The organism is Gordonia sp. KTR9 (genome assembly GCF_000143885.2).
Classification (GTDB): Bacteria; Actinomycetota; Actinomycetes; order Mycobacteriales; family Mycobacteriaceae; genus Gordonia.
Window position 1 is genome coordinate 5,235,451 of sequence record NC_018581.1, and the last position, 21,138, is coordinate 5,256,588.

Annotated in this window: 14 protein-coding genes; 10 read left to right on the plus strand and 4 right to left on the minus strand. The window is 67.2% G+C overall.

Going from position 1 to position 21,138, the window contains the following annotated elements; all coding sequences use genetic code 11:
- Positions 1 to 5: 5 nt before the first annotated feature.
- Positions 6 to 1,418 carry a 3' terminal RNA ribose 2'-O-methyltransferase Hen1 gene (locus tag KTR9_RS24180; RefSeq protein WP_014928574.1) on the plus strand — a complete coding sequence of 471 codons (1,413 nt, stop codon included), beginning with the start codon at positions 6 to 8 and terminating at the stop codon, positions 1,416 to 1,418.
- Entirely contained in the window at positions 1,415 to 3,907 is a 2,493-nt protein-coding gene (locus KTR9_RS24185) for a polynucleotide kinase-phosphatase (RefSeq protein WP_014928575.1), read from the plus strand. Before KTR9_RS24180 ends, KTR9_RS24185 begins: the two co-directional genes overlap by 4 nt.
- Before the next feature lies 1 nt (position 3,908).
- Here the strand turns inward: KTR9_RS24185 and KTR9_RS24190 are convergent, their stop codons facing one another.
- Positions 3,909 to 5,555, minus strand: coding sequence for an acyl-CoA synthetase (locus KTR9_RS24190; protein WP_014928576.1), 1,647 nt, complete (start codon positions 5,553 to 5,555; stop codon positions 3,909 to 3,911).
- Between the two features lie 438 nt (positions 5,556 to 5,993).
- Here KTR9_RS24190 and KTR9_RS24195 point away from each other — a divergent pair, with 438 nt between their 5' ends.
- The 3 genes from KTR9_RS24195 (at position 5,994) to KTR9_RS24205 (ending at position 8,725) form a co-directional block, all read left to right on the plus strand.
- Positions 5,994 to 6,944, plus strand: coding sequence for a DUF808 domain-containing protein (locus tag KTR9_RS24195; RefSeq protein WP_014928577.1), 951 nt, complete (start codon positions 5,994 to 5,996; stop codon positions 6,942 to 6,944).
- A gap of 60 nt (positions 6,945 to 7,004) precedes the next feature.
- Entirely contained in the window at positions 7,005 to 7,787 is a 783-nt protein-coding gene (locus KTR9_RS24200; RefSeq protein ID WP_044507404.1) for a sulfite exporter TauE/SafE family protein, read from the plus strand.
- A gap of 143 nt (positions 7,788 to 7,930) precedes the next feature.
- Positions 7,931 to 8,725 (plus strand): class I SAM-dependent methyltransferase, encoded by a 795-nt coding sequence (locus KTR9_RS24205; RefSeq protein WP_014928579.1) that lies wholly within the window; start codon positions 7,931 to 7,933, stop codon positions 8,723 to 8,725.
- A gap of 278 nt (positions 8,726 to 9,003) precedes the next feature.
- On the opposite strand, the gene KTR9_RS24210 is transcribed toward KTR9_RS24205, so the two are convergent.
- Both KTR9_RS24210 and KTR9_RS24215 read right to left on the minus strand, forming a co-directional pair.
- Positions 9,004 to 9,837, minus strand: coding sequence for an aldo/keto reductase (locus KTR9_RS24210; RefSeq protein ID WP_014928580.1), 834 nt, complete (start codon positions 9,835 to 9,837; stop codon positions 9,004 to 9,006).
- 148 nt (positions 9,838 to 9,985) lie between these two features.
- Positions 9,986 to 13,417, minus strand: a complete 3,432-nt coding sequence (locus KTR9_RS24215) for a serine/threonine-protein kinase (RefSeq protein ID WP_014928581.1) — start codon at positions 13,415 to 13,417, stop codon at positions 9,986 to 9,988.
- Between the two features lie 214 nt (positions 13,418 to 13,631).
- Between KTR9_RS24215 and KTR9_RS24220 the strand changes: the two genes are divergently transcribed.
- The 5 genes from KTR9_RS24220 to KTR9_RS24240 all read left to right on the plus strand — a co-directional run bounded on the left by KTR9_RS24220 (position 13,632) and on the right by KTR9_RS24240 (position 20,066).
- Entirely contained in the window at positions 13,632 to 13,835 is a 204-nt protein-coding gene (locus KTR9_RS24220; RefSeq protein WP_004020476.1) for a cold-shock protein, read from the plus strand.
- A 131-nt stretch (positions 13,836 to 13,966) separates the two neighbouring features.
- Positions 13,967 to 14,734, plus strand: coding sequence for an oxygenase MpaB family protein (locus KTR9_RS24225; protein WP_014928582.1), 768 nt, complete (start codon positions 13,967 to 13,969; stop codon positions 14,732 to 14,734).
- 72 nt (positions 14,735 to 14,806) lie between these two features.
- Entirely contained in the window at positions 14,807 to 17,125 is a 2,319-nt protein-coding gene (locus KTR9_RS24230) for a glycerol-3-phosphate 1-O-acyltransferase (protein WP_014928583.1), read from the plus strand.
- Complete coding sequence (locus KTR9_RS24235; protein ID WP_014928584.1) at positions 17,122 to 18,615, plus strand: HAD-IB family hydrolase; 1,494 nt, start codon at positions 17,122 to 17,124, stop codon at positions 18,613 to 18,615. The genes KTR9_RS24230 and KTR9_RS24235 overlap by 4 nt, the downstream gene beginning before the upstream one ends.
- A complete protein-coding gene (locus tag KTR9_RS24240) occupies positions 18,612 to 20,066 on the plus strand; it encodes a wax ester/triacylglycerol synthase domain-containing protein (protein WP_014928585.1) in 1,455 nt (484 codons plus the stop codon). The genes KTR9_RS24235 and KTR9_RS24240 overlap by 4 nt, the downstream gene beginning before the upstream one ends.
- 7 nt (positions 20,067 to 20,073) lie before the next feature.
- On the opposite strand, the gene KTR9_RS24245 is transcribed toward KTR9_RS24240, so the two are convergent.
- Complete coding sequence (locus KTR9_RS24245; protein WP_010844600.1) at positions 20,074 to 20,823, minus strand: FadR/GntR family transcriptional regulator; 750 nt, start codon at positions 20,821 to 20,823, stop codon at positions 20,074 to 20,076.
- Between the last annotated feature and the right edge of the window lie 315 nt (positions 20,824 to 21,138).

Sequence of the window (21,138 nt, forward strand, 5' to 3'; positions counted from 1 at the left end):
TCCGAATGCTGTTGACCATCTCGGCCGAACGTTCGTCGATCCTCGAAACACCGAGCGATCTGGGCTTCCTGCTGCACAAGCATCCGGAGAGGGTTCAGGCGTTCGATGTGTACGGAGGCACGGCGCATGTCTTCTACCCCGAGGTCGACGACGACAGGTGCACGGCAGCGATGGTGATCGAGGTCGATCCGGTCGCGTTGGTGCGGGGACGTTCTGGTGCGCGCGACGGGTACGCGCTGGGCCAGTACGTCAACGACCGTCCCTACGTCGCGTCGTCGTTGCTCGCGGTGGCGATGGGGAAGGTGTTCCGGTCGGCGCTCCAGGGCCGCTGCGCCTCTCGGGATCGACTCGCGGAGTCGGAGCTGGATCTGACCATCGCCCTCCCCGCGGTCCCGGGTGATCCTGATCTGGTGCGCCGCTTGTTCGAACCCATGGGGTGGGACGTCACAGCCGACGCGATCGACTTGGATGCCACCAGACCCGAATGGGGAGCTGCACCGCTGGTGTCACTGACCCTCGTCGGGTCGCTTCGTCTGGCCGACGCGCTGAATCACCTCTACGTCCTGCTGCCCGTGTTGGACGACGCGAAGCACTACTGGGTCGGCGACGACGAGGTCGACAAGCTGGTCCGCGCAGGATCGGGGTGGCTGGCCGCCCACCCGGAGAGGGAGCTGATCACTCATCGCTATCTGGCCCATCAGCGCGGACTGAAAGACGCTGCCACGCAGCGACTGATCGAGCTGGACGACCGGCCGCTCGACGACGCGGCGGACGACGCCGAGCCCGATGTCTCGCGTCCCCTGGTGCGGTGGAGGCACGACGCGGTCCTCGACGTCGTTCGTGAGTTCCGGCCGGCGACGATCGTCGACCTCGGGTGTGGACCGGGCGCGCTGCTCGGTTCGTTGCTCGAGCTGCACGGGGTGACACGTGTCATCGGAACGGACGTGTCCGACTCGTCCCTGTCGAAGGCAGCCAAGCGGTTGCATGTCGACCGGATGACCGAGCGCCAGTCCGGGCGCCTGACGTTGCTGCTGTCGTCGCTGCAGTACGAGGACGATCGCCTCGACGGCCTGGATCTGGCGATCCTCATGGAAGTCATCGAACACATGGACCCGGAACGGCTTCCGGCGGTCGTCGACAACGTCTTCGGGACGATGCGGCCACGCCGGGTCGTCGTCACGACACCCAACAGCGAGTACAACGTGCGGTATCCGGCTCTGGCCGAGGGCGGCTTCCGACACCCCGATCACCGTTTCGAGTGGACCCGCCGGGAGTTCGGAACGTGGGCCCGCCAGGTAGGCGAACGCTACGGATACGACGTCGATCTGCGGCCCGTCGGCGAATGTGACGAGGAGGTCGGGTCGCCGACACAGATGGCCGTGTTCGCCCAATCGACCACGACAGGGGGATCAGCATGACCGAACTGAGCATCCCGGAACTGTCCCTGGTCGTCCTCGTCGGGACCAGTGGTTCCGGCAAGTCGGTGTTCGCGGGCACCCACTTCCTGCCGACAGAGGTCGTGTCCAGTGACGACTGCCGCGCGATGGTCTCGGATGACCCGAATGACCAAGGGGCGACCACAGATGCGTTCGACCTGCTCGAATACATCGTCGGCAAGCGGCTCGATCGCGGCCGGCTGACCGTCGTCGACGCCACCAACGTGCAGGCCTCCGCGCGCAAGTCGCTGGTGGCACTGGCGAAGGATCACGATGTGCTCCCGGTGGCGATCGTCCTCGATCTTCCGGTCGCACTGGCGCTGGAGCGCAATGCTTCTCGGCCGGACCGCGACTTCGGCGCGCACGTTGTCAAGCGTCAGCACGACCAGCTACGGCGGTCGTTGCGCGGCCTCAAGCGCGAGGGATTCCGCGCGATCCATGTCCTGGGCTCCCCCGAGGCCGTCGCGTCGGCCTCGATCGTGCGGACACGCCTGCTCAACGACCGTCGGGACGAATACGGTCCATTCGATGTCATCGGGGATGTGCATGGTTGTCGCGAAGAGCTCGAGATCCTCCTCCGGCGACTGGGTTACGCGATCGTCGGCGAGGAGGGCCACTCCGTGGACGCCGCACACCCAGATGGTCGCCGAGCGGTCTTCGTCGGCGATCTGATCGATCGCGGTCCGGACTCTCCCGGCACCCTCCGTCTGGTGATGGGTATGGTCGCGAGTGGCAACGCCCTCTGTGTATCGGGCAATCACGAGGCGAAACTCGTTCGCGCACTGGGCCGGAAGGATGTCAGGGCGACCCACGGTCTGCAGGAGACCTTGGATCAGCTGGCAACCGAGGACGATGCGTTCGTCGCCGAGGTCCGTCGGTTCTGCGACAGCCTCGTCGCCCATTACGTGTTCGACGACGGCGGACTGGTCGTCGCCCATGCGGGCCTGGCCGAGAAGTATCACGGCCGGGCCTCCGGCCGGGTGCGGGCGTTCGCCCTGTACGGCGACACGAGCGGTGAGACCGACGAGTTCGGCCTACCGATCCGCTACCCGTGGGCTGATGAGTATCGCGGTGCGGCAACCGTTTTGTACGGGCACACGCCGGTACCCGAGACCGAGTGGATCAACAACACGATGTGCCTGGACACGGGGTGCGTCTTCGGGGGTAGCCTCACCGCGCTGCGATATCCCGAGCGAGAGGTCATGTCGGTACCGGCGCGGGCGACGTACTACCAGCCCATCCGCCCCCTGGTCCCGCCGTCCCGCCGCCCGGAGGTGTTGAGGCTGACCGATGTCCTCGGGCACCGCGTCATCTCCACCGAGTACATGGGACGGATCTCCGTACGAGATGAGACCGCCGCGGGCGCACTGGAAGTGATGAGCAGGTTCGCGATTGCGCCGGCCGGGTTGTTCTACCTGCCGCCGACGATGTCGCCGGTGGACAGCTCGTCGCGCGACGAATTCCTGGAGCACCCGGATGAGGCATTCGACCACTACGCGAAGCACTCGATCGGTCGGGTCGTCTGCGAAGAGAAGCACATGGGGTCTCGCGCCGTCGTCAGTGTGGCGCGCGACGGGTCCGGCTCCGTCCATTCCCGCACCGGGCGGGCGTTCTTCTCCGACGAACGGCAGGCGGCGGTGCTGTCGCGGATTGCCGACGCGGTCACCGAGGCGGGCTTGTGGACCGAGCTCGACACCACCCGCCTACTGGTGGACGCCGAGGTGCTGCCGTGGACAGCGAAGGCGGAGCCGATGGTTCGTAGTCAGTACGCCAGGGTCGGAGCCGCGGCGACAACCGCGATACCGGCCACGATCGACGTGCTGACGGCCGCGGCCGCGCGAGGGGCCGACGTCGGCGATCTACTCGACAGGACCCGAACACGCGGCGTCAACGCCGGCCTCTTCGTCGATTCCTATCGCCATCACGTCCAACCGATCGCTTCCCCGTTGGGTATCCAGGTTGCACCTTTCCAGGTCCTCGCCGGGGATGCCGCGACGTACGAGAACCGTGATCACCAATGGCATCTCGACATCGCCGACCGCCTGGCCGTCGCCGACCCGGAACTGTTCCGGCCCACCCGCCGCCTCGTCGTGGAGACCACCGCAGAATCCTCTCGCGCGGCGGGTGTGACCTGGTGGGAGGACCTGACCGCGAACGGCGGCGAAGGTATGGTCGTCAAGCCGCTCGCCAATCTCGTGCGCGGCCCCAAGGGCCTCGTACAGCCCGGGCTCAAAGTCCGTGGGCGCGAGTACCTGCGGATCATCTACGGCCCCGACTACACCGACCCGACGACGCTCGCTCGGCTCAAGAACCGCAATCTCCGACTGAAACGGTCGATGGCGCTTCGGGAGTACGCGCTGGGCCTCGAAGCCCTCCGTCGAGCGGTGGCCGGAGAGCCGCTGTGGCGCGTTCACCAGTGCGTGTTCGGCGTCCTCGCGATGGAGTCGGAGGCCGTCGACCCGCGACTGTAAGTCAGAGCGGCCCGGTCGGCAGGTGCCGGCGGACCAGCTTGCCGGTGGGGTTGCGTGGCAACTCGTCGACGAAGACGACGTCTCGCGGCACCTTGTAGCGAGCCAGGTGACCCTTGACGTGCGCCTTGATGTCCTCGGGCGTCGGATTGGCGTGTTCGGCCACGACGATGAAGGCGCGCAACCGCTTTCCGTATTCGTCGTCGTCGACGCCGATCACCGCGACGTCGTCGATGTCGGGATGTCGGCCGAGGAGGTTCTCCACCTCGAGCGGATAGACGTTCTCGCCGCCGGAGACGATCATGTCGTCGTCGCGGCCGTCGATGTGGAGAAGTCCGTGCTCGTCGAACCGGGCCATGTCGCCGGTGGACATGTACCCGTCGATGACTTCCTTGTTGCGGCCGTCGGTGTACCCCTCGAACGGGGCGCCGTTGCGCACGAACAGCCTTCCGCGCACGTTGGTTCCGGAGATCCGCTTGCCGTCGTCGTCGAAGAGCGCCAGTCGGCTGGTGACCGGCGCTCGGCCCACCGTGCCCGGCGCCAGGCGCAGTTCTTTCGGCTGGGCGACCGTGGCGATCGCCACCTCGGTCGAACCGTACAGGTTGTAGAGCACGTCACCGAAGGTGTCCTGCACCGCCTCCGAAAGGGTCGGCGACAGTGCGGAACCCGCGAGCACGATGATCTTCAGCGACGACACGTCGTATTTGCCGATGACCTCGGGTCCGAGAGCGACCATGCGGTGCAGCATGGTCGGGACCGCCACCAACACCTCCGCCTTGTGCTCGGAGATCGCTGCCAGCGTCTTCTCGGCGTCGAACCGGCGCATCACCACGGTCTTGTTGCCCAGCGCGGTCCCCACACCCCACAGCGCGAAACCGGTCGAGTGGAAGATCGGTGAGACGATCACCATGGCACTACGTTGGGGCAACGGAATGCGGTCCAGGAGAAGGGCACTGGCGAACGGGGACATCTTGGAACGCTGGGCGCCCTTGGGCAGCCCCGTGGTACCGCTGGTGAGGATGACGAGCCCACCCCACTCCGCCGGCTCGGGCGGGGTGGACGAGTCGCCGCTGTCGACGATGTCGTCGAGGGTCCGGACGCCGTCGCCGGTCGGGCGGTTGCCGTCGACCCACGTGACGATACGCAGGGTGTCGGCGGGCAGGGTGTCGGCGAGGTCGGTGAACTCCTCGTCGTAGAGCATCGCGACGATCTTCTCGCGCTCGGCGACCTCGGCGAACTGCGTCTTGCCGAAGCCGGTGTTCATCATCGCGAGGCGGAATCCGGCCTTGCCCGCGGCACTCATGGTGGTCAACAGGCCTCGATGGTCCCGCGCGATCACGCCGATGACCGACCCCGGTTTGATCCCGGACGACAGCAAGAAATTGGCGAGTGCGTTCGCGTGTGCGTTCAGTTCACCGAAGGTCAGCTCGCCGTGTTCGTCGGCGACCGCCCCGGCCTCGGGGTACTCGTCGGCTCCGTGCGCCACCGCCGCTGCGCACGGACCGATGATCTTGGCACGCTTGATCGTGGTCAGCAGTTCCTTGGGCCGCGTCGGATCCACCAGGCCCGACCGCCGCAGGACCTTGAAAGCGCCGAACGCGTCCTGCGCCGATTCGACCACCGTGCCGACTGCACCGGTCACCGAGACCATGTCCACCCCACCTTTCGCGGCTGAGCCGCGTTGTCATCCTGTTCGGGTCGGCTGCGCGCTCGACGCACCTCTGGTCACCCTCGTCACCAGTCGCGATACAGGTGCACAGGATATTGCCGACCCTGCCGGTCGATGTCCGTTTCACCCGAAACGATTGTCGCGCTGCACTGTTCACCGCATCTCGCGCACGGCCACCGTTCGCCGGCCCTTGCGGGTCAGCCGGACGGCGAACTCGTGGCGACAGGCTACCAAGTCTGACAACCCCCGTCTTCAGATTGACGGTGGCGCCGAACCTGAGCCGCCGCGTAGGCGGCATGGACCTCGCCCTGCGTGCTGGGAAACCCGGCGAAACGGACGCGGTCGGTCACCGAACTCTCTGGCTCGCGTCCGTTTCGGCATACTGTTCGAGTACTCAGTACTTCGAAACCGGAGGTTCCCGTGGCCAGTGGTCTCGTCGCCTTGCTCGATGACATCGTGACCCTCACCCGGGCTGCCGCCGCATCTCTCGACGACATCGGCGCCGCGGCCGGCAAGGCCAGCGTCAAGGCGGCGGGCGTGGTGGTCGACGACACCGCGGTCACGCCGCGCTACGTCCACGGGTTCACTCCAGACCGTGAACTCCCGATCGTCCGGAAGATCGCCATCGGATCGATCCGCAACAAGCTGCTCATCATCCTGCCGGTTGCGATGATCCTCAGTCAGTTCCTGCCCGGGGCGCTTCCCTACCTGCTGATCGCCGGCGGCCTGTTCCTGTGCTTCGAAGGTGCCGAGAAGGTGTGGGAAGCGGTTGGCGGCGGCCACCACGAGGAGGAACAGGCAGCTGGTGAGGCCGGTCCCGAGTTCGAGAAGACGATGGTCAACGGCGCGATCCGCACCGATCTGATCCTGTCGGCGGAGATCATGGTCATCTCGCTGTCCTCGGTGGAGTCCGAACCCTTCTGGACGCGCCTGGCCGTACTCGTGGTCGTGGCCTTCTTGATCACCGCCCTCGTCTACGGCGTCGTCGCGATCATCGTGAAAATGGACGACGTCGGCCTGTCGCTGGCCCAGCGCGACTCGACAGCGCTGCAGAAGATCGGCCGCGGCCTGGTCCGCGCGATGCCCAAGATCATGTCGACGCTGACCGTCGTCGGTATCGCGGCCATGCTCTGGGTGGGCGGCCACATCCTGATCGTGAACGTGGGCGAAGCCGGTTTCCACTGGCCGGCGGACCGGCTCCACGACGTCGAGCACTGGTTCGGCCATCTCGTCCACGGTGGATTCGGCTCCGTGCTCTCCTGGACCGCCGGCACCGTGCTCTCCGCCGTCGTCGGCCTGGTGGTCGGTGCGATCATCGTGGCGATCCTGCACGTCATCCCGCGTCGGAAGAAGGACGCGACCGCGCACTGAGCCCCGTCGAAACCACCCCGGTGACTCCGCCGCTGTCGCCGGACGGCACCCTCGAACTCTGTGACCATGTGGGAACTAGTCGCCGTGCTCGTCGCCGGCGTCGGGGCGGGCGCCATCAACGCCTTGGTCGGCAGCGGGACCCTCATCACGTTCCCGACGCTGGTCGCGTTCGGCGTTCCGCCCGTGACCGCGACGATGTCCAACGCGATCGGGCTGGTGGCCGGCGGGGTGTCCGGCACATGGGGATATCGGCGCGAACTCGAGGGCCAGTGGCCGCGCCTCCGCTGGCAGATACCCGCGTCGTTCGTCGGTGCGATCGTCGGCTGCTGGCTTCTGCTCCACCTGCCGGAGTCCGTGTTCGAGACGGTCGTCCCGGTTCTGCTCGTCGCCGCGCTGATCCTGGTCGTCGCCCAGCCCTACATCCAGAAATGGGTGGGCCGCCGCTCGTCCACCGGCGGTGACCTCACCCCACAACACCTCGGTCCCGTACGAATGACCGCGATGATCGTCGGCACCTTCGCCGTGGGCGTCTACGGTGGCTACTTCACGGCTGCTCAGGGCATCCTGCTGATGGGCATCCTCGGCGTGGTGGTGCCCGATCATCTGCAACGCATGAATGCGGCGAAGAACCTCCTCGCCCTGGTCGTGAACGTCGTCGCCGCCGTCACGTACACGCTCGTCGCGTTCGACCGGATCGACTGGTCGGCCGCCGCGGCCATCGCGGTCGGATCGCTTGTCGGCGGCTTCATCGGCGCCCGCTACGGACGCCGCCTCTCACCACCAGCGCTCCGCGCGGTGATCGTCCTCGTCGGGTTGATCGGCCTGTGGCGCTTGCTGGCCTGAGGCTGGGCCTGTGGAGGAGGGTTGGAGCCTGCCGCCGGGCGCGCCAGGACGGCTGGACTCGCCTGGCTGAAACGCCGAAGCCGCGCGACGACTGCCGGCGCCGGGGACAATGACCGGAGGTCAGGACAACCGAGGAGCGCGCGATGGTCGATTGGGACGGCGAGCGGTACGCGGACGTGAGCGCATTGCAGCGCATGGTCGCCGAGGAATCGATCGGGGATCTGGAACTCGCCGGAACCGAACGCCTGCTGGACATCGGTTGCGGCGACGGGTTCATCACGATGCTGCTGGCCGACCGGCTCCCGTCGGGCTCGGTTGTGGGCGTCGACGCCTCGCGCCGGATGATCGAACGCGCGCTGCTTCGGGTCCCGCCGGATCTGCTGCGCGTCCAGTTCCACGTCGACGATGTGCTGGCACTGCCCTTCGACGACGACTTCGACATCGCGGTGTCGTTCAACGCACTGCATTGGGTGCACGAGCAAGGCACGGCGCTGCGCGGGATCGCCCGGAGTCTCGTCGACGGCGGCCGGGCGGTACTCCAGTTGGTTTGTGCGACAGAGCGACCGAGCATCGAGGAGGTGGCCATGGAGGTCGCTGCGAAGGCGGAATGGCAGCGCTACTTCGACGGTTTCACCGCGCCGTACGTTCACGTGGAACCGGTCCGATTCGGGGAACTGGCAACCGACGCCGGATTCGTCGTCGATAATCTGTCGGTGAAAGACCTTACCTGGCAGTTCGACTCGGTTGCCGACTTCCGTGCCTGGTTCGCGGTCGGAGCATCGGACTGGACGAGCCGACTACCGGACAGCGCGGACGACGACTTCGTCGGTGCCGTCATCGATCGGTACGCCGATGTCGTCGGTGAGCCTGCGCTGTTCCGGTTCAGTCAGTTGCGTGCCTCGCTGACGAAACCCGCTCGCACCGAGGTACTTTCCTGACCTCTTGTGTCCCGCGGTCAAGGCCGCTGACACTTCAGTATCTGCGGCCTGGCGGCCGTCGTAGACTCCGGAAAGGACCTTAGTGAGCGTCCGAATTCTCTGCTCCCTGAGGTGCGAGCGAAGCGAGCCACGAAGGGCATCGCAACGTGCCTCACCAGGCCCTTCGAGGCTCGTCGCTATCGCTCCTCGCACCTCAGGGACCAGGAGTTATGCGGTTCTTTCGGATTAGGGAGCAGGACTTGCAGCACGGATTCGCGCACAGTCGACGGAGGGTCAGGTCACTCCGGCACGTAGTTGAACGTGTCCGGGTCGGGACCGATGCGGTCGTCGCTGTTCAGACGGTCGATCTGGGCGACCTCGGCGTCGGAGAGTTCGAAGTCGAACAGGGCGAAGTTCTCCTCGACCCGTGCGCGGGTGACCGACTTCGGGAAGACGATGTCACCGCGCTGGATGTGCCACCGCAGGGTGACCTGCGCCGGGGAACGGCCCTTGGCCTGGGCGATCTCGGTGATGACCGGGTCGTCGGTCACCTTGCCCTGCGCGATCGGCGACCAGGCCTCGGTGGCGATCCCGTGCTCGGAATTGAACGCGCGCAACGGGTTCTGCGACAGGTACGGATGCACCTCGATCTGGTTCACCGCGGGCACGATGTCGGCCTCGTCGAACAGACGCTGCAGGTGAGCCTGGTGGAAGTTCGACACGCCGATGGCGCGCGCCTTGCCGTCGGCGTAGGCCTTCTCCAGGGCCTTCCAGGTCTGGACGTAGTCGCCCACCTCGGGCAGTGGCCAGTGGATCAGGAAGAGGTCGATCTGCTCGATGCCCAGGTCGGCCAGGGTGCCGTCGAGCGCCTTCAGCGCATCGTCGTGGTCGTGGAAGCCGTTGTTCAGCTTGCTGGTGATGAAGATGTCGTCGCGAGGAATCCCGGAGTCCCGGACCGCTTCGCCGACGCCCTTCTCGTTGCCGTACATCTCAGCGGTGTCGATGTGCCGGTACCCGACCTCGAACGCGGTGAGAGTCGCCTCCCGCGTGTCTTCCGGCGGAACCTGGAAAACGCCGAAACCCAACTGCGGGATCGTGATTCCGTTGTTGAGAGTGATGGTGGGGACTGTCATGCGAACTTGTCCTCTCTGTTGGGGTCTGGCGATACCGGCCGCGGAGCCGTCCTCGGGACGAGCTGATCGGGACACCCGATGTCGAGGCGCCCGGCTGTGGCCGCGTTCAGGTTCAAGTCGATCCGTCGGTTCCGGTATTCCCGAGACCTCATCGTTCAACCGGCCCGCCGCCGATGACCTGATCGAGGAACTCCGGCGGCAGTGAGGCCGGATTCGACCGCTCACCTGCGCGGATACCTGTCGCGACCGCTTCGACGAGCCGCCGGAATCCGTCACCACCATCGAGCGGGAATCGCACCAGCCCGGCCGCCCCGCACTGCTCCAGGACCGACACGGTGAGGTCCTGGGCCTCCTCGGACCGTCCCGCCGCCGCGAGGCACACGGCGAGGAGTCGTTGCGCCCGCAACAGCGCCCGTCGTCGTCCGGTCCCGGTCAACCTGTCGACCCACCACTGCGCTCGCCGACACGCGGCGTCGGACGCGTCGGGACCATCGTCGGAATCCATCAGCAGCCGGATCGCGGTCTCGGCGTCGAGCTGCGCGACGACCGCGGCGACGCCCTCGCTCGGCGTATCCCGGTCGGTATCGACGCGGGGCACGATCGGCCGCCGAGTCGGGAGTTGCCGCGTCACCTGCTCGTTCTCGGCGAGGGCACGGAGTCGTGGGGTGCCGAGCCGGTCGGCGACATCCACGGCTTCGTCGAGATACTTCGCCGCGGTCTCCCGATCGTTGTGGCACAACGCCACTCTCGCCCCGATGAGGTGGCGGGCCTCGATCATGTCGACGACCCCCTCCGCGGCCCCGATCAGGGTGCTCTCACCGAGGAGCCGTTCGGCTTCGGCCAATTCGCCACGCTCATACAGGATCTCGGCGAGAAGAGCACAGGCGAGTCGGGCACCCTGGGACAGCACCGGCGAGCCACGTTCGCGCGACAACCGCAGCCCCACACGGAAACACGCCTCGGCGTGGTCGAGGTCGAGCTGCTCGAGGTAGGCCAGCCCGTCGAGGCTGTAGCCGTACATCACCGCAAACGGCCCCTTGTTGCGCTGGTGCGCCGGTATCGCGCTCTGCTGCCAGCGGTGAGCGCCCTCGAAGTCGAATCGGAACATGGCACTCAGCGTTCCGACGTTGTGCACGGTGGACACCAGGAACGGCGACAGCTCGTCGGTCTGCGTGACGAGCCTCGTGCTCAGCTCGTCGAGCCCGTCGACGCGGTCGGAGATCGCGCCCACGCAGGCGCGGGCGATCTCTGCCTCCAGACGTATCCCGGCGCCGGCCTCGGCCTGCGGCAACCGCTCGAGCGCGCAATCCACACGATCGAGTGCCGTGTCGGCATCCGCCGTGCGATGGAGCAGGAGATTCGCCCATGCCACTTGCAGCTGGAGAATCGGATCGGCCTCGACCGTCACCGGCGGGAGCTTCTCGATCAGCGCGAGCAGGGCGGTCATCCGGGAATGCTCGATCAGCGACTGACCATCGGTCTCGACCAGTTCCACCGCACGGTCGACGTCCCCGGCGGCCAGCGCGTGATCGACCGCCTCCGCCAGCATGCGGTGCGCCGCGAACCACTCCGACGCCGTGCGGTGCAAGGACGTGATCACCTGCGGCTCATCACGTTCGAGGCGTCGACGGAGGAACTCGGCGAACATCGAGTGGAATCGGAACCACTCGCCCGCCTGGTCCGTCCGGGCCAGGAACAGGTCCTGCATCTCGATCTGCTCCAACATCGCCTGCCCGCGCGGCTCACCGGTCAGGGCGGTGGCCAACCCGGCACAGATGCGTTCCGGAAGAGACGCCTTGAGAAGGAACTGCAACACCTCGGGTTCCAGTGCGCCGAGGACGTTCTCGGCGAGGAAATCACCGATGGCATGGTGGCGTCCGGAGATGTGACCGATGAGTTCCGAAGGCGCGTCCGAGGTACGCAGGGACACACACGCCAGCTGCAGCGCGGCGACCCACCCGTCGGTGGAGCTCCACAGCTGGTCCACATCGTCGTTGCCCAGCTCCAGCCCCGCGACGTCACGCAAGAACCGGCCGGCCTCCGCCGCGTCGAAACACAAACGGGTCATGTCGATCTCGACGATCTCGTCGTGAACTCGGAGACGACCGATCGGGAGCCCGGCCCGCGTGCGGCTCGTCACGATCATCTGCCAGTGGTGACATCCGTGTTCCAGCAGATAGTCCATCACCCCGATGACCGCGGGATCGCTCACCCGGTGCCAGTCATCGACGATGAGTGCGAGATTTCGGCGGCGGGAATGGATGTCGTTGATGAGGGAGGTGAGCACGTACTCCTGGGCGCGTTCGCCGTGCTCCTCGACGACGGCGGCCAGGTCACCGACGAGCTCGGGTTCGGCGCGGCCGAGCGATTCGACGAGGTTCGCGAGGAACCGCACCACGTCGTTGTCGCCGTCGTCGACCGTCAGCCAGGCCACCGCCACATCAGCGTCCACGAGACGTTCCGCCCACTGCGCCGCGAGCGTCGTCTTGCCGTAACCGGTCGGGGCGTGGATGAGCATCAGACGCCGGCGTTCCCCGTCTCGGAGCGCGTCCATGAGCCGGGCACGCGAGACCTGGGCGCGCGGCCGCAGTGGCGGCCGGAACTTGGTCGACGGCGTCGGCGGGCCGGTCGTGATCCGGCGACGCGCCGACTGCGGCGCGGACGGGTAGACCGCCGGACCGGCCGGCAGAGCCATCTCGTCAGGCGGTTCGCCGAGACGCCGCTGCGCCTCGCGGAGCTCCTCCCCCAGCGCCGCCGCTGAATCAGGACGGTTCCGGGGCTCTCGGGCCATCGCGTGCTCGATGCAGCGCGACACCTCGACCGGGAACCCGGCCGCCGAGAGGTCGGGCACTCCTTCACTCGCCACCCGGAGGAAGTGGGCGACCACCTGCTCGCCGCTGCGACGCTCGAAGGCGGCGTGCCCGGTCAGCGCGCAGAACAGCGTCGCGCCGAGGCCGTAGAGGTCGGCGGCCACCGAGGGCGGATCACCGGCCAACAGTTCCGGCGCGGCAAATGCCGGCGAACCGGTCACCAGATCGGCGTCGGTCTCGAAGCCGCCGGAGATCCGCGCGATCCCGAAGTCGGTGAGCTGTGGTTCCCCGTATTCGGTCAGCAGGATGTTGCCGGGCTTGATGTCTCGATGCAGGGTGTCGGCGCGGTGCGCGGTCTCCAGTGCGCCCGCCAGTTTGACGCCGTACCGCAGGACCTCCTGCCAGGCGAGAGGTCCGCCCTTGCGGATGCGCGCATCCAGCGAGGCGTGCGGGTGATATTGCATCACGATGAACGGAAATCCCTCGGGGGTGGAACCGACTTCGAGGATGTTCACGATGTTGGGGTGGCCCGACAACCGTCCCATGGCCCGCTGTTCACGAACGAACCTTTCGAGGTTCTCGGCGTCGAGGTGATCGGTCAGGACCTTCACCGCGACGTCGCGGTCCAGGGCCGGCTGCCGACAGCGGTACACCGCTCCGTAACCACCTCGGCCGATCTCGACCGGGTCGGTGAAACCTGACGCCACCAGTTCACCGGCGACGTCGCGGACGGCATCGCGTTGTGTTGTCAGCGGATCGTTCTCGGCCATGACTTGCCTCGATCGCGTGTCGATCGCCTGGTGCTCTGTCCAGAATACTCACGCCGGGCCGGGCCCTCTGAGGGTTCGGTACGGGGGAAGATTCATCAAGTTTTTCTGGTGTGATCCCGCCCTCGGGTTTGCAACCGCCGACATCTGTGAAAGAGTTGTTAGCGCAGCCATCGGTCTTGGTGGTTGCGCTCACTGAAGAAAGAAGTACAGCAGTATGGCACAGGGAACCGTCAAGTGGTTCAACGGCGAAAAGGGCTTCGGCTTCATCGCTCCCGACGATCAGGGCGCAGACGTCTTCGTCCACTACTCCTCCATCACCGGTAGCGGCTTCCGCAACCTCGAGGAGAACCAGCGCGTCGAATTCGACGTGGAGCAGGGTGCCAAGGGCCCCCAGGCTACCAACGTCAGCGCGCTCTGAGCTCCTGACTTTCGCGAAACGCCCCTTCGGCCTCTCGGTCGGACGGGGCGTTTCGTCGTTTCCGGGGCGTCACAGCCATATCTGATAACGTTCGTGGTCAGATACTGGTCTGACGCGGACGGGAGACGAGTGTGCCGCTCGACGAGAACTCACTCCTCTGGCGCTATGTCGGCGACCGCCGGTTCGTCATGTCGATCTGCCGAGCCGTCTCCCTGCAGATGCTGCACCCGTCGATCGCCTCGGCCACGCACCGGTTCTCGATGGTCGAGAGTCGTGTCTTCGTCCACAAACGACGGACGACTCCCTGCATCATCCGGTCGGCCTATGAGGACGACTTCGACGCTCTGCGCCGAATCCGCTACAGCCACGACCACTTTCACGGTCGACGACCCGACGGGCGGCGCTATCACGCACTCAATCCCGCGACCTTCCTCTTCGAGCACGCGACCTACGTCGACGCGCTCTTCACCTGTGTCGACGTGTTCTTCGGGGGGCTCGAGCCCGACGATCGCGAGCGGTTGTATGCCGAGACCCGCGAGTGGTACGGCCGATACGGCATCTCCGCCCGCGAGCTTCCGGCGACGCTGACCGACTTCGACGAGTATTTCGCCGACGCGCTGGCGACCGAACTCGATCCCGACCCGGGGCTCGGGTGGTACCGAGCGCAACTGCTGCGGCCCGACTACTGGTACTTCCGCGCACTCCCCTCCCCCGCCGTGCGCGCCATCCAGCACCCCGCGGCCGCCGAGCATCTCGGCGTGACGCCGTCGCGGTCCGACCGGCGCAGCCTGGCGCTCACCGCATCGATGCTGCGGGCCGCCGACACGGTCGCCCCCGCCCACAACATCTGGCCGGGTGAGGTGCGCACCAAGGTCCTCGCGGCGCGTCGGCCGTCCTGACGAAAACCCGCCCTCGCCGATGTAGTCCACGTCACAATGAGGCGTGGTGCGGCCCGAGGAGACGTGAGGGTGATGCAGGTGACCGATCCCGTGGTGGTGCTGACCAAGGCCCGCACGTCGTGCGAGATGCGGGCAGTGCGTGAGTGGACATCGGCGAACTACCCGGACGCGACGATCTCCCGATCGGTGGAGCTCGACTTCGACGCGATGGCGCCGGAAACGCTCCTCGTCCCGGTCCGGGCGGTGTGGCTGCCGGCCGTCCGGCAGGGCGAGCGACGGGTCACCCTGGGCGACGTGCTGGTGCTGTCCAATCCGCGGCGCCCACTCGGCGCGGTTCAGCCGCTGATCCGCAAACGACGGCCGGACAGTCTTCGCGTCGTCGCCGGTGCACCCGCCACGATCGCGGAACTACGCGCCCGCTACACCCACCACCAGGCACAGGGTGAGCCGTTCGCCCAATTCGTCCTGTTCCAGGCGTCGATGTCGGCCGAGCGAGCCGAACGTCAGATCGTCGGCGACCGCTACAAGGTCCCCCGGCTGGTCGCCGAGCAGATCAGCAGCTCATCTCGATTCCGGACGGCTGCGGCCAAACTCGCAGCCGAACTGGGCCGGCCCACCGATGCGGTGGTCGCCGAGGCCACTGACAAACTCTCGACCTTCGTCGCCACCCAGAGTCGACTCATGGACGACGTGTTCTCGGCGACCTTCAACCGGTTGCACGAGCGGGCCTGGAACGTCACGGTCGACGTCGAGAACCTCAACACCCTGCGCACGCTCAACAAGTCCACCGGTCTGATCTTCCTGCCGTCCCACCGGTCCTACGTCGATCCGCTCGTCCTCGCCAAAGTGTTGCGCACCAACGATTTCCCACCCAATCTGGTGCTGGGCGGCAACAATCTGTCGTTCTGGCCGGTGGGTCCGGTCGCCCGCCGCGCCGGGATGATCTTCATCCGACGGAAGTTCGGCGCGGACCCGGTCTACAAGTTCGCCATGCGTTCCTACCTCGCCTACATCGTCGAGAAGCGCTTCAATCTGGAGTGGTACATCGAGGGGGGTCGCAGCCGGACCGGCAAGCTGCGGAAGCCCAAACTCGGCCTGCTCACCTATGTCGTCGACGCCGTGGGCCAGCTCGACGAGGCCGACGTCACGATCGTGCCGACGTCGATCGTGTACGACCAGCTCCAGGAGATCGGCGCGATGGCGGCCGAGGATGCCGGTGGCACGAAGAAACCCGAGGGGGTCGGGTGGCTGTTGCGGTACGCGAAGGCGCAACGCGACTACCTCGGTGAGGCGCGGGTGCGATTCGGCACGCCCATCTCGTTGCGAACCGCTCTCGACGAGGCCGGCGAAGGACGCGCGCGCCTCGAGAAGGTCGCGTTTCGGGTGATGGACGAGATCAATTCCGCCACACCGATATCGGCCACGTCGCTGGCCGGTTTCGCCCTCCTCGGCGCGCACGACCGGGCGTACACCCTCGCCGAGATCGAGGCGATCCTGGCTCCCCTGCTCGACTACATCCGCCGGCGCGAGCTGCCCGGACCGGACCCAGCCCTGTGTCGCGGGGTCGGCCTGACCCAGACCCTGCGTGTCCTCGCCGGCAACGGCGTCGTGAGCTGTTTCGACGGCGGGTCCGAGCCGGTGTGGTCCATCGTGCCGGACAACCATGCGGTCGCCGCCTACTACCGCAACGGCGCGCTGCACCATTTCGTCGACCGGGCGATCGTCGAGGTCGCCATGCTCGCCGTGGCCGACGGCGAGGTCCGGGCCGACGACATCCCGCCCGAGGAGACCCCGATCGGATACGACGAGACGGCCGACGGTCCGATCGCCGACGAGGGGCTGCTCGCCGCGTCGCAACGCGAGGCCCTTCGGATCCGGGACCTGCTGAAGTTCGAGTTCTTCTTCCCGCCCAAGACCGAGTTCCTACACCGCCTCGGCCTCGAGCTCGACCTACTCGCCCCCGGTTGGCGTGCGGTCACCCCGACCCGGGAATGGACCTATGAGGTACTGCACGGGCACACGGGCGGCCTCCTGGCCCGACGCACCCTGCAGCCGTTCTTCGACGCCCAGCTGGTCTTCGCGGCCAAGCTCGTGGAACTCGGCACGACGTCTCGCGACAGAGACGACCTGATCACCGACTGCCTGGGACTCGGTCGTCAGTTGTCGCTACAGGGTGTTGTGCGCAGCAAGGATTCGGTGTCGAAGGACCTCTACGACGGCTGCTATCAGCTCGCCGACAACCGCAACCTGATCCACGGCGAGAACGTTGCGGACCTCGCTGCCGCGCGGCAGGCCTGGCTCGACGAGGTCGAGTCGATGCGCGGGCGGCTGGCGCGGATCGCGTCGATCGAGGACATCCAACCCGCCGTCTGGTCGGAGGTCACGACGTGAGCGCCTTCACCGACCGCATGCGGGCCATCCGATCTGCGCCCACCGGCAAGAAGGTCGCCGCGCTCTTCGACTACGACGGCACCTTGATCGAAGGGTTCTCCGCGGCGGCCATCATGCGAGCACGGTTGCGCAGCATGGAATTCGGTTTCGGTGAGCTCACCGACTTCCTGCTGATCGGCTTGCGCGGTGTCGTCTCCGAACAGGACTACGCGGAAGTACTCGACGCCACGCGCCCGACCTTCGCCGGCAAGACGTACGCCGAGCTGATCGAGTTCGGCGAACACCTCTTCAAATACGAGACGGCAGCCAAGTTGCGGCCACAGATGTGGCAGATCCTGCGCGCGCACCGGGAGATGGGACACACCATCGTGATCGCGTCGTCGGCGACCCGATTCCAGATCGAACCCATCGCGCGGGAGATCGAGGCCGACTTCGCGCTCGCCACCGACGTCGAGGTCGTCGACGGGGTGGTCACCGGCAACATCCGGGGCCGACCGCTCTGGGGACCCGGAAAGGCCGCCGCGGTGCGGACTCTCGCGCGCGAGCACGGTATCGATCTGACCGCCTCGTTCGCCTACAGCGACGGCAACGAGGACATCCCCTACCTCGAGTCCGTGGGCAACCCGGCAGCGGTGTCTCCTCGTCGAATCCTCCGGGCGGAGGCCGAATCCCGCGGCTGGCCGATCATCGACCTGAAGAATCCCACGTACAACCGGCTCGGGATGCTGGCCAGAACCGGCGCCTTCTACAGTTCCTTTCTCGCATCCGCCGCGGTGGGTGTCACCACCGGGCTCGTCCGACGCGATCCCCACGCACTCGTCGAGGCCCTGCCGACCGGCACCGACGTCGGGCTGTCACTGGCCGGAATCCACGTGCAGGTCCTCGAGGGCGGCGAGTACCTCACGTCGGCACGCCCGTGCGTGTTCCTGTTCAACCACCAGTCGAAGCTCGACCTGCCGGTGATGATCAACCTGGTCCGGTCCGAGGCCACCGGGGTCGCCAAGAAGGAGGTGCAGCGGGTCCCGGTGGTCGGTCTGATCCTGCAGCAGGCCGGGCTCGTGTTCATCGATCGCGCCGACCCGGGCCGCGCGATCGAACAACTGGCGCCCGCGGTGAAAGCGCTACGGGACGAGGGGATGTCGCTGGTGGTCGCACCCGAGGGCACCCGGTCGCCCACCCCACGGGTGGGCCGGTTCAAGAAGGGGCCCTTCCACATCGCCATGCAGGCCGGTGTTCCCGTCGTACCGGTGGTCCTGCGGAACACCGGCGAGTTGATGTGGCGCGGAGCGCAACTCATCCGTCCGGGAACCGTCGAGGTGATGGTCCTGCCGCCGGTGGACACGAGCACCTGGTCACCAGAGGAGATCGGCGCCCGCGCCGAAGAGGTTCGGCAGATGTACGTCAGCGCCCTGGCCGACTGGCCGCTGGACTTCTTCGCCGACGACGACGTCCGGCCACCGGTCGAGGTTCCCGAGGAGAGGCAACTGTGAGCGACGAGACCGACCTGACCGATGGGGTGGACCGGCCGCTGGACTGGGCCAACGAGCCGCACATGAGCTCGGTGGACACCATCATGTGGCGCGGCGACACCGACCGGCGGATGCGCGGGACGATCTGCATGCTCGAGGTGTACGACTGCGCCCCGGACTGGGACCGGCTCGTGGCCGCCCACGAATGGGGTAGCCGGATGGCACCGCGATTCCGGCAGCGCGTCGTCGACTCGCCGTTCGGCACCGGAACGCCGAGCTGGGCGGTCGACCCGGACTTCGACCTGCACTACCACCTGCGCCGAATCCGGTTGGGCGGCAACGGCAGCATGCGCGAGCTGCTCGTCACGTGTGAGCAGCTCGCGATGACCGCCCTCGACGCCGCCCGGCCGCCGTGGGAGGGCACGCTGATCGAAGGCCTCCCCGACGGCAAGGCGGCGTACTTCCTCAAGGCCCACCACGCCCTGACCGACGGCATGGGCGCCATCATCGGACTCGCACAGCTGCATTCGCCCACGCGCGAGCACAACCCGGGCAAACCGCAACCACCGAGTCCCGACCCGGTGAACATCACCTCCCTCGACCTGCTACGCCGGCAGGTGGGCGAGGAGATCCGGCGAATCCCGCACCGCGTGGACACCACCTTCCGCGGCGTACGCGCCCTGGCCCACCCTCGGCGAGCACTGAGTTCTGTTCTGCGATACGGGCGCTCGGTTCCGCGGGTCGCGGGTCTGGTCAGTCCACCCGGTTCCCCGCTGCTCGCGCACCGGAGCCTGTCGTGGCGTTTCAGCGCCTTCGAGGTCCCGTTCACCGACCTCAAGGCGGCCGCGACGGCGACCCATGCGTCGATCAACGACATCTACCTGGCCGGGCTCGTCGGCGGTTTCCGCCTCTATCACGAGAAGATGTGCACCCCGATCGAGACGATGCCGGTCGCGATCCCGATCTCGGTGCGCCGTCCGGAGGATCCGGCCGGCGGAAACCGCATCGCGGTGGGTCGACTGGCCGGACCGGTCGGGATCACCGACCCGTTCGAGCGCGTGCTCACCATCCGCGAACAGGTGCGCGTCGCCAGGCACGAACCGGCGGTCGACATCTTCAACACCCTCGGTTCGGTGATGGCCTGGCTCCCCGGTTCGGTCCTCATGCAGTTCAGCGGGACGACCAGCCAGAACGATCTCCAGGCGAGCAACGTGCCGGGCATCCCGTGGGACACCTACGTGGCCGGCGCCAAGGTCGAGCGGATGTTTCCCTTCGGCCCGCTCCCCGGTTGCGCGATGATGGCGACGATGATCACCCACAACGGAACAGCCTGTCTCGGAATCAATTCCGATGGTGCCGCGGTCACCGACCTCGAGCTGTTCGCGGACTGCCTCGTCGCCGGTTTCGGTGAGGTGCTCGCGCTGGCGGCCGACGACGAGGTGGTGCCGGGGGTTCTGCGGCGGGTGGTGTAGCCGACGCTCAGATCCGCCACTGCACGGGCCGGGAGATGATGTCGCGGAGCCGGCGGCGGTAGTACCGCGCGGATTCCTGGTTGAAGAAGTCCATCGCCGCCGCGGTCGCCTCGACATCGCGAGCGCGCATCGCGTCGAGGACGTCCTGCTGGAGTTCGTAGGCCGCGCGCCGCGTCGCGAGGGGATGCTCCACGGGTTCGGCGTCGCGGACGAGCAGCCACAACGTCTCCATCACCACGCGCAACGCGGGATTACCCGCCGCCTCGTACACCCCCCGCTGGAATGCGGCGTTGCTCTCCTGGAAGCTGGCGTGGTCCTCCAGATGATCCCGCATCCGGTCCAGAGCCGACTGCATCGACTCGACCTGCTCGTCGGTGACGTTCTGCGCGGCTGCCCGGGCCACCATCGGCTCGAGCATCAGACGGACATCGATGACGTCACTGATGTTCGCGCCGTTGATCTGGAGGAAGAGCTTCATGATGTTGCCGAGCGAATCGAGTTCGGGCCGTTTGGCTATCGGTCCGCCGCCGATTCCGGCCTTGATCGTCACGAGGTCGCGGCTCTCGAGGAGACGCAGCGCCTCGCGCACGGTCGTGCGGGCCACGCCGTACTCGCTGACCATCTCTTTCTCGGTCGGGAGGCGCTGGCCCTCGACGATGCCGCCGCCGAGGATCTCCTCGGCCACCATGTTGGCCACCCGCGCAGACATCTTCTGCCCGCGCGGCCGCCGGGTGGCGGGCTTGTCGGCGACGGTCATGCGGCTCCCGGGGTCGGCTGATCGGTCGGTGCCGACACCTTACCCGCCCGAACCTGCCGTCGAACTGCGATCGGGACCTGTCATCGTCGTCGAACGGGCGGTTGCGAGAGATGAACGGTCACTCTCCGAGCATCCCCGGTTCCCGGATCGCCACGGAGCCGAAGGTCGCCGACCCGGCCGGGAGCTGACAGCTCCGACCCTATGATCGATTGACGACCACCCGTCGAACGCCCCTGGTGCTGTCGACACCGGCCCGCCGGAGGGAACCCCCTCGCAAGCGAGTCGGGCCGCTGCGGGGCCCAACTCGTCCCGCCC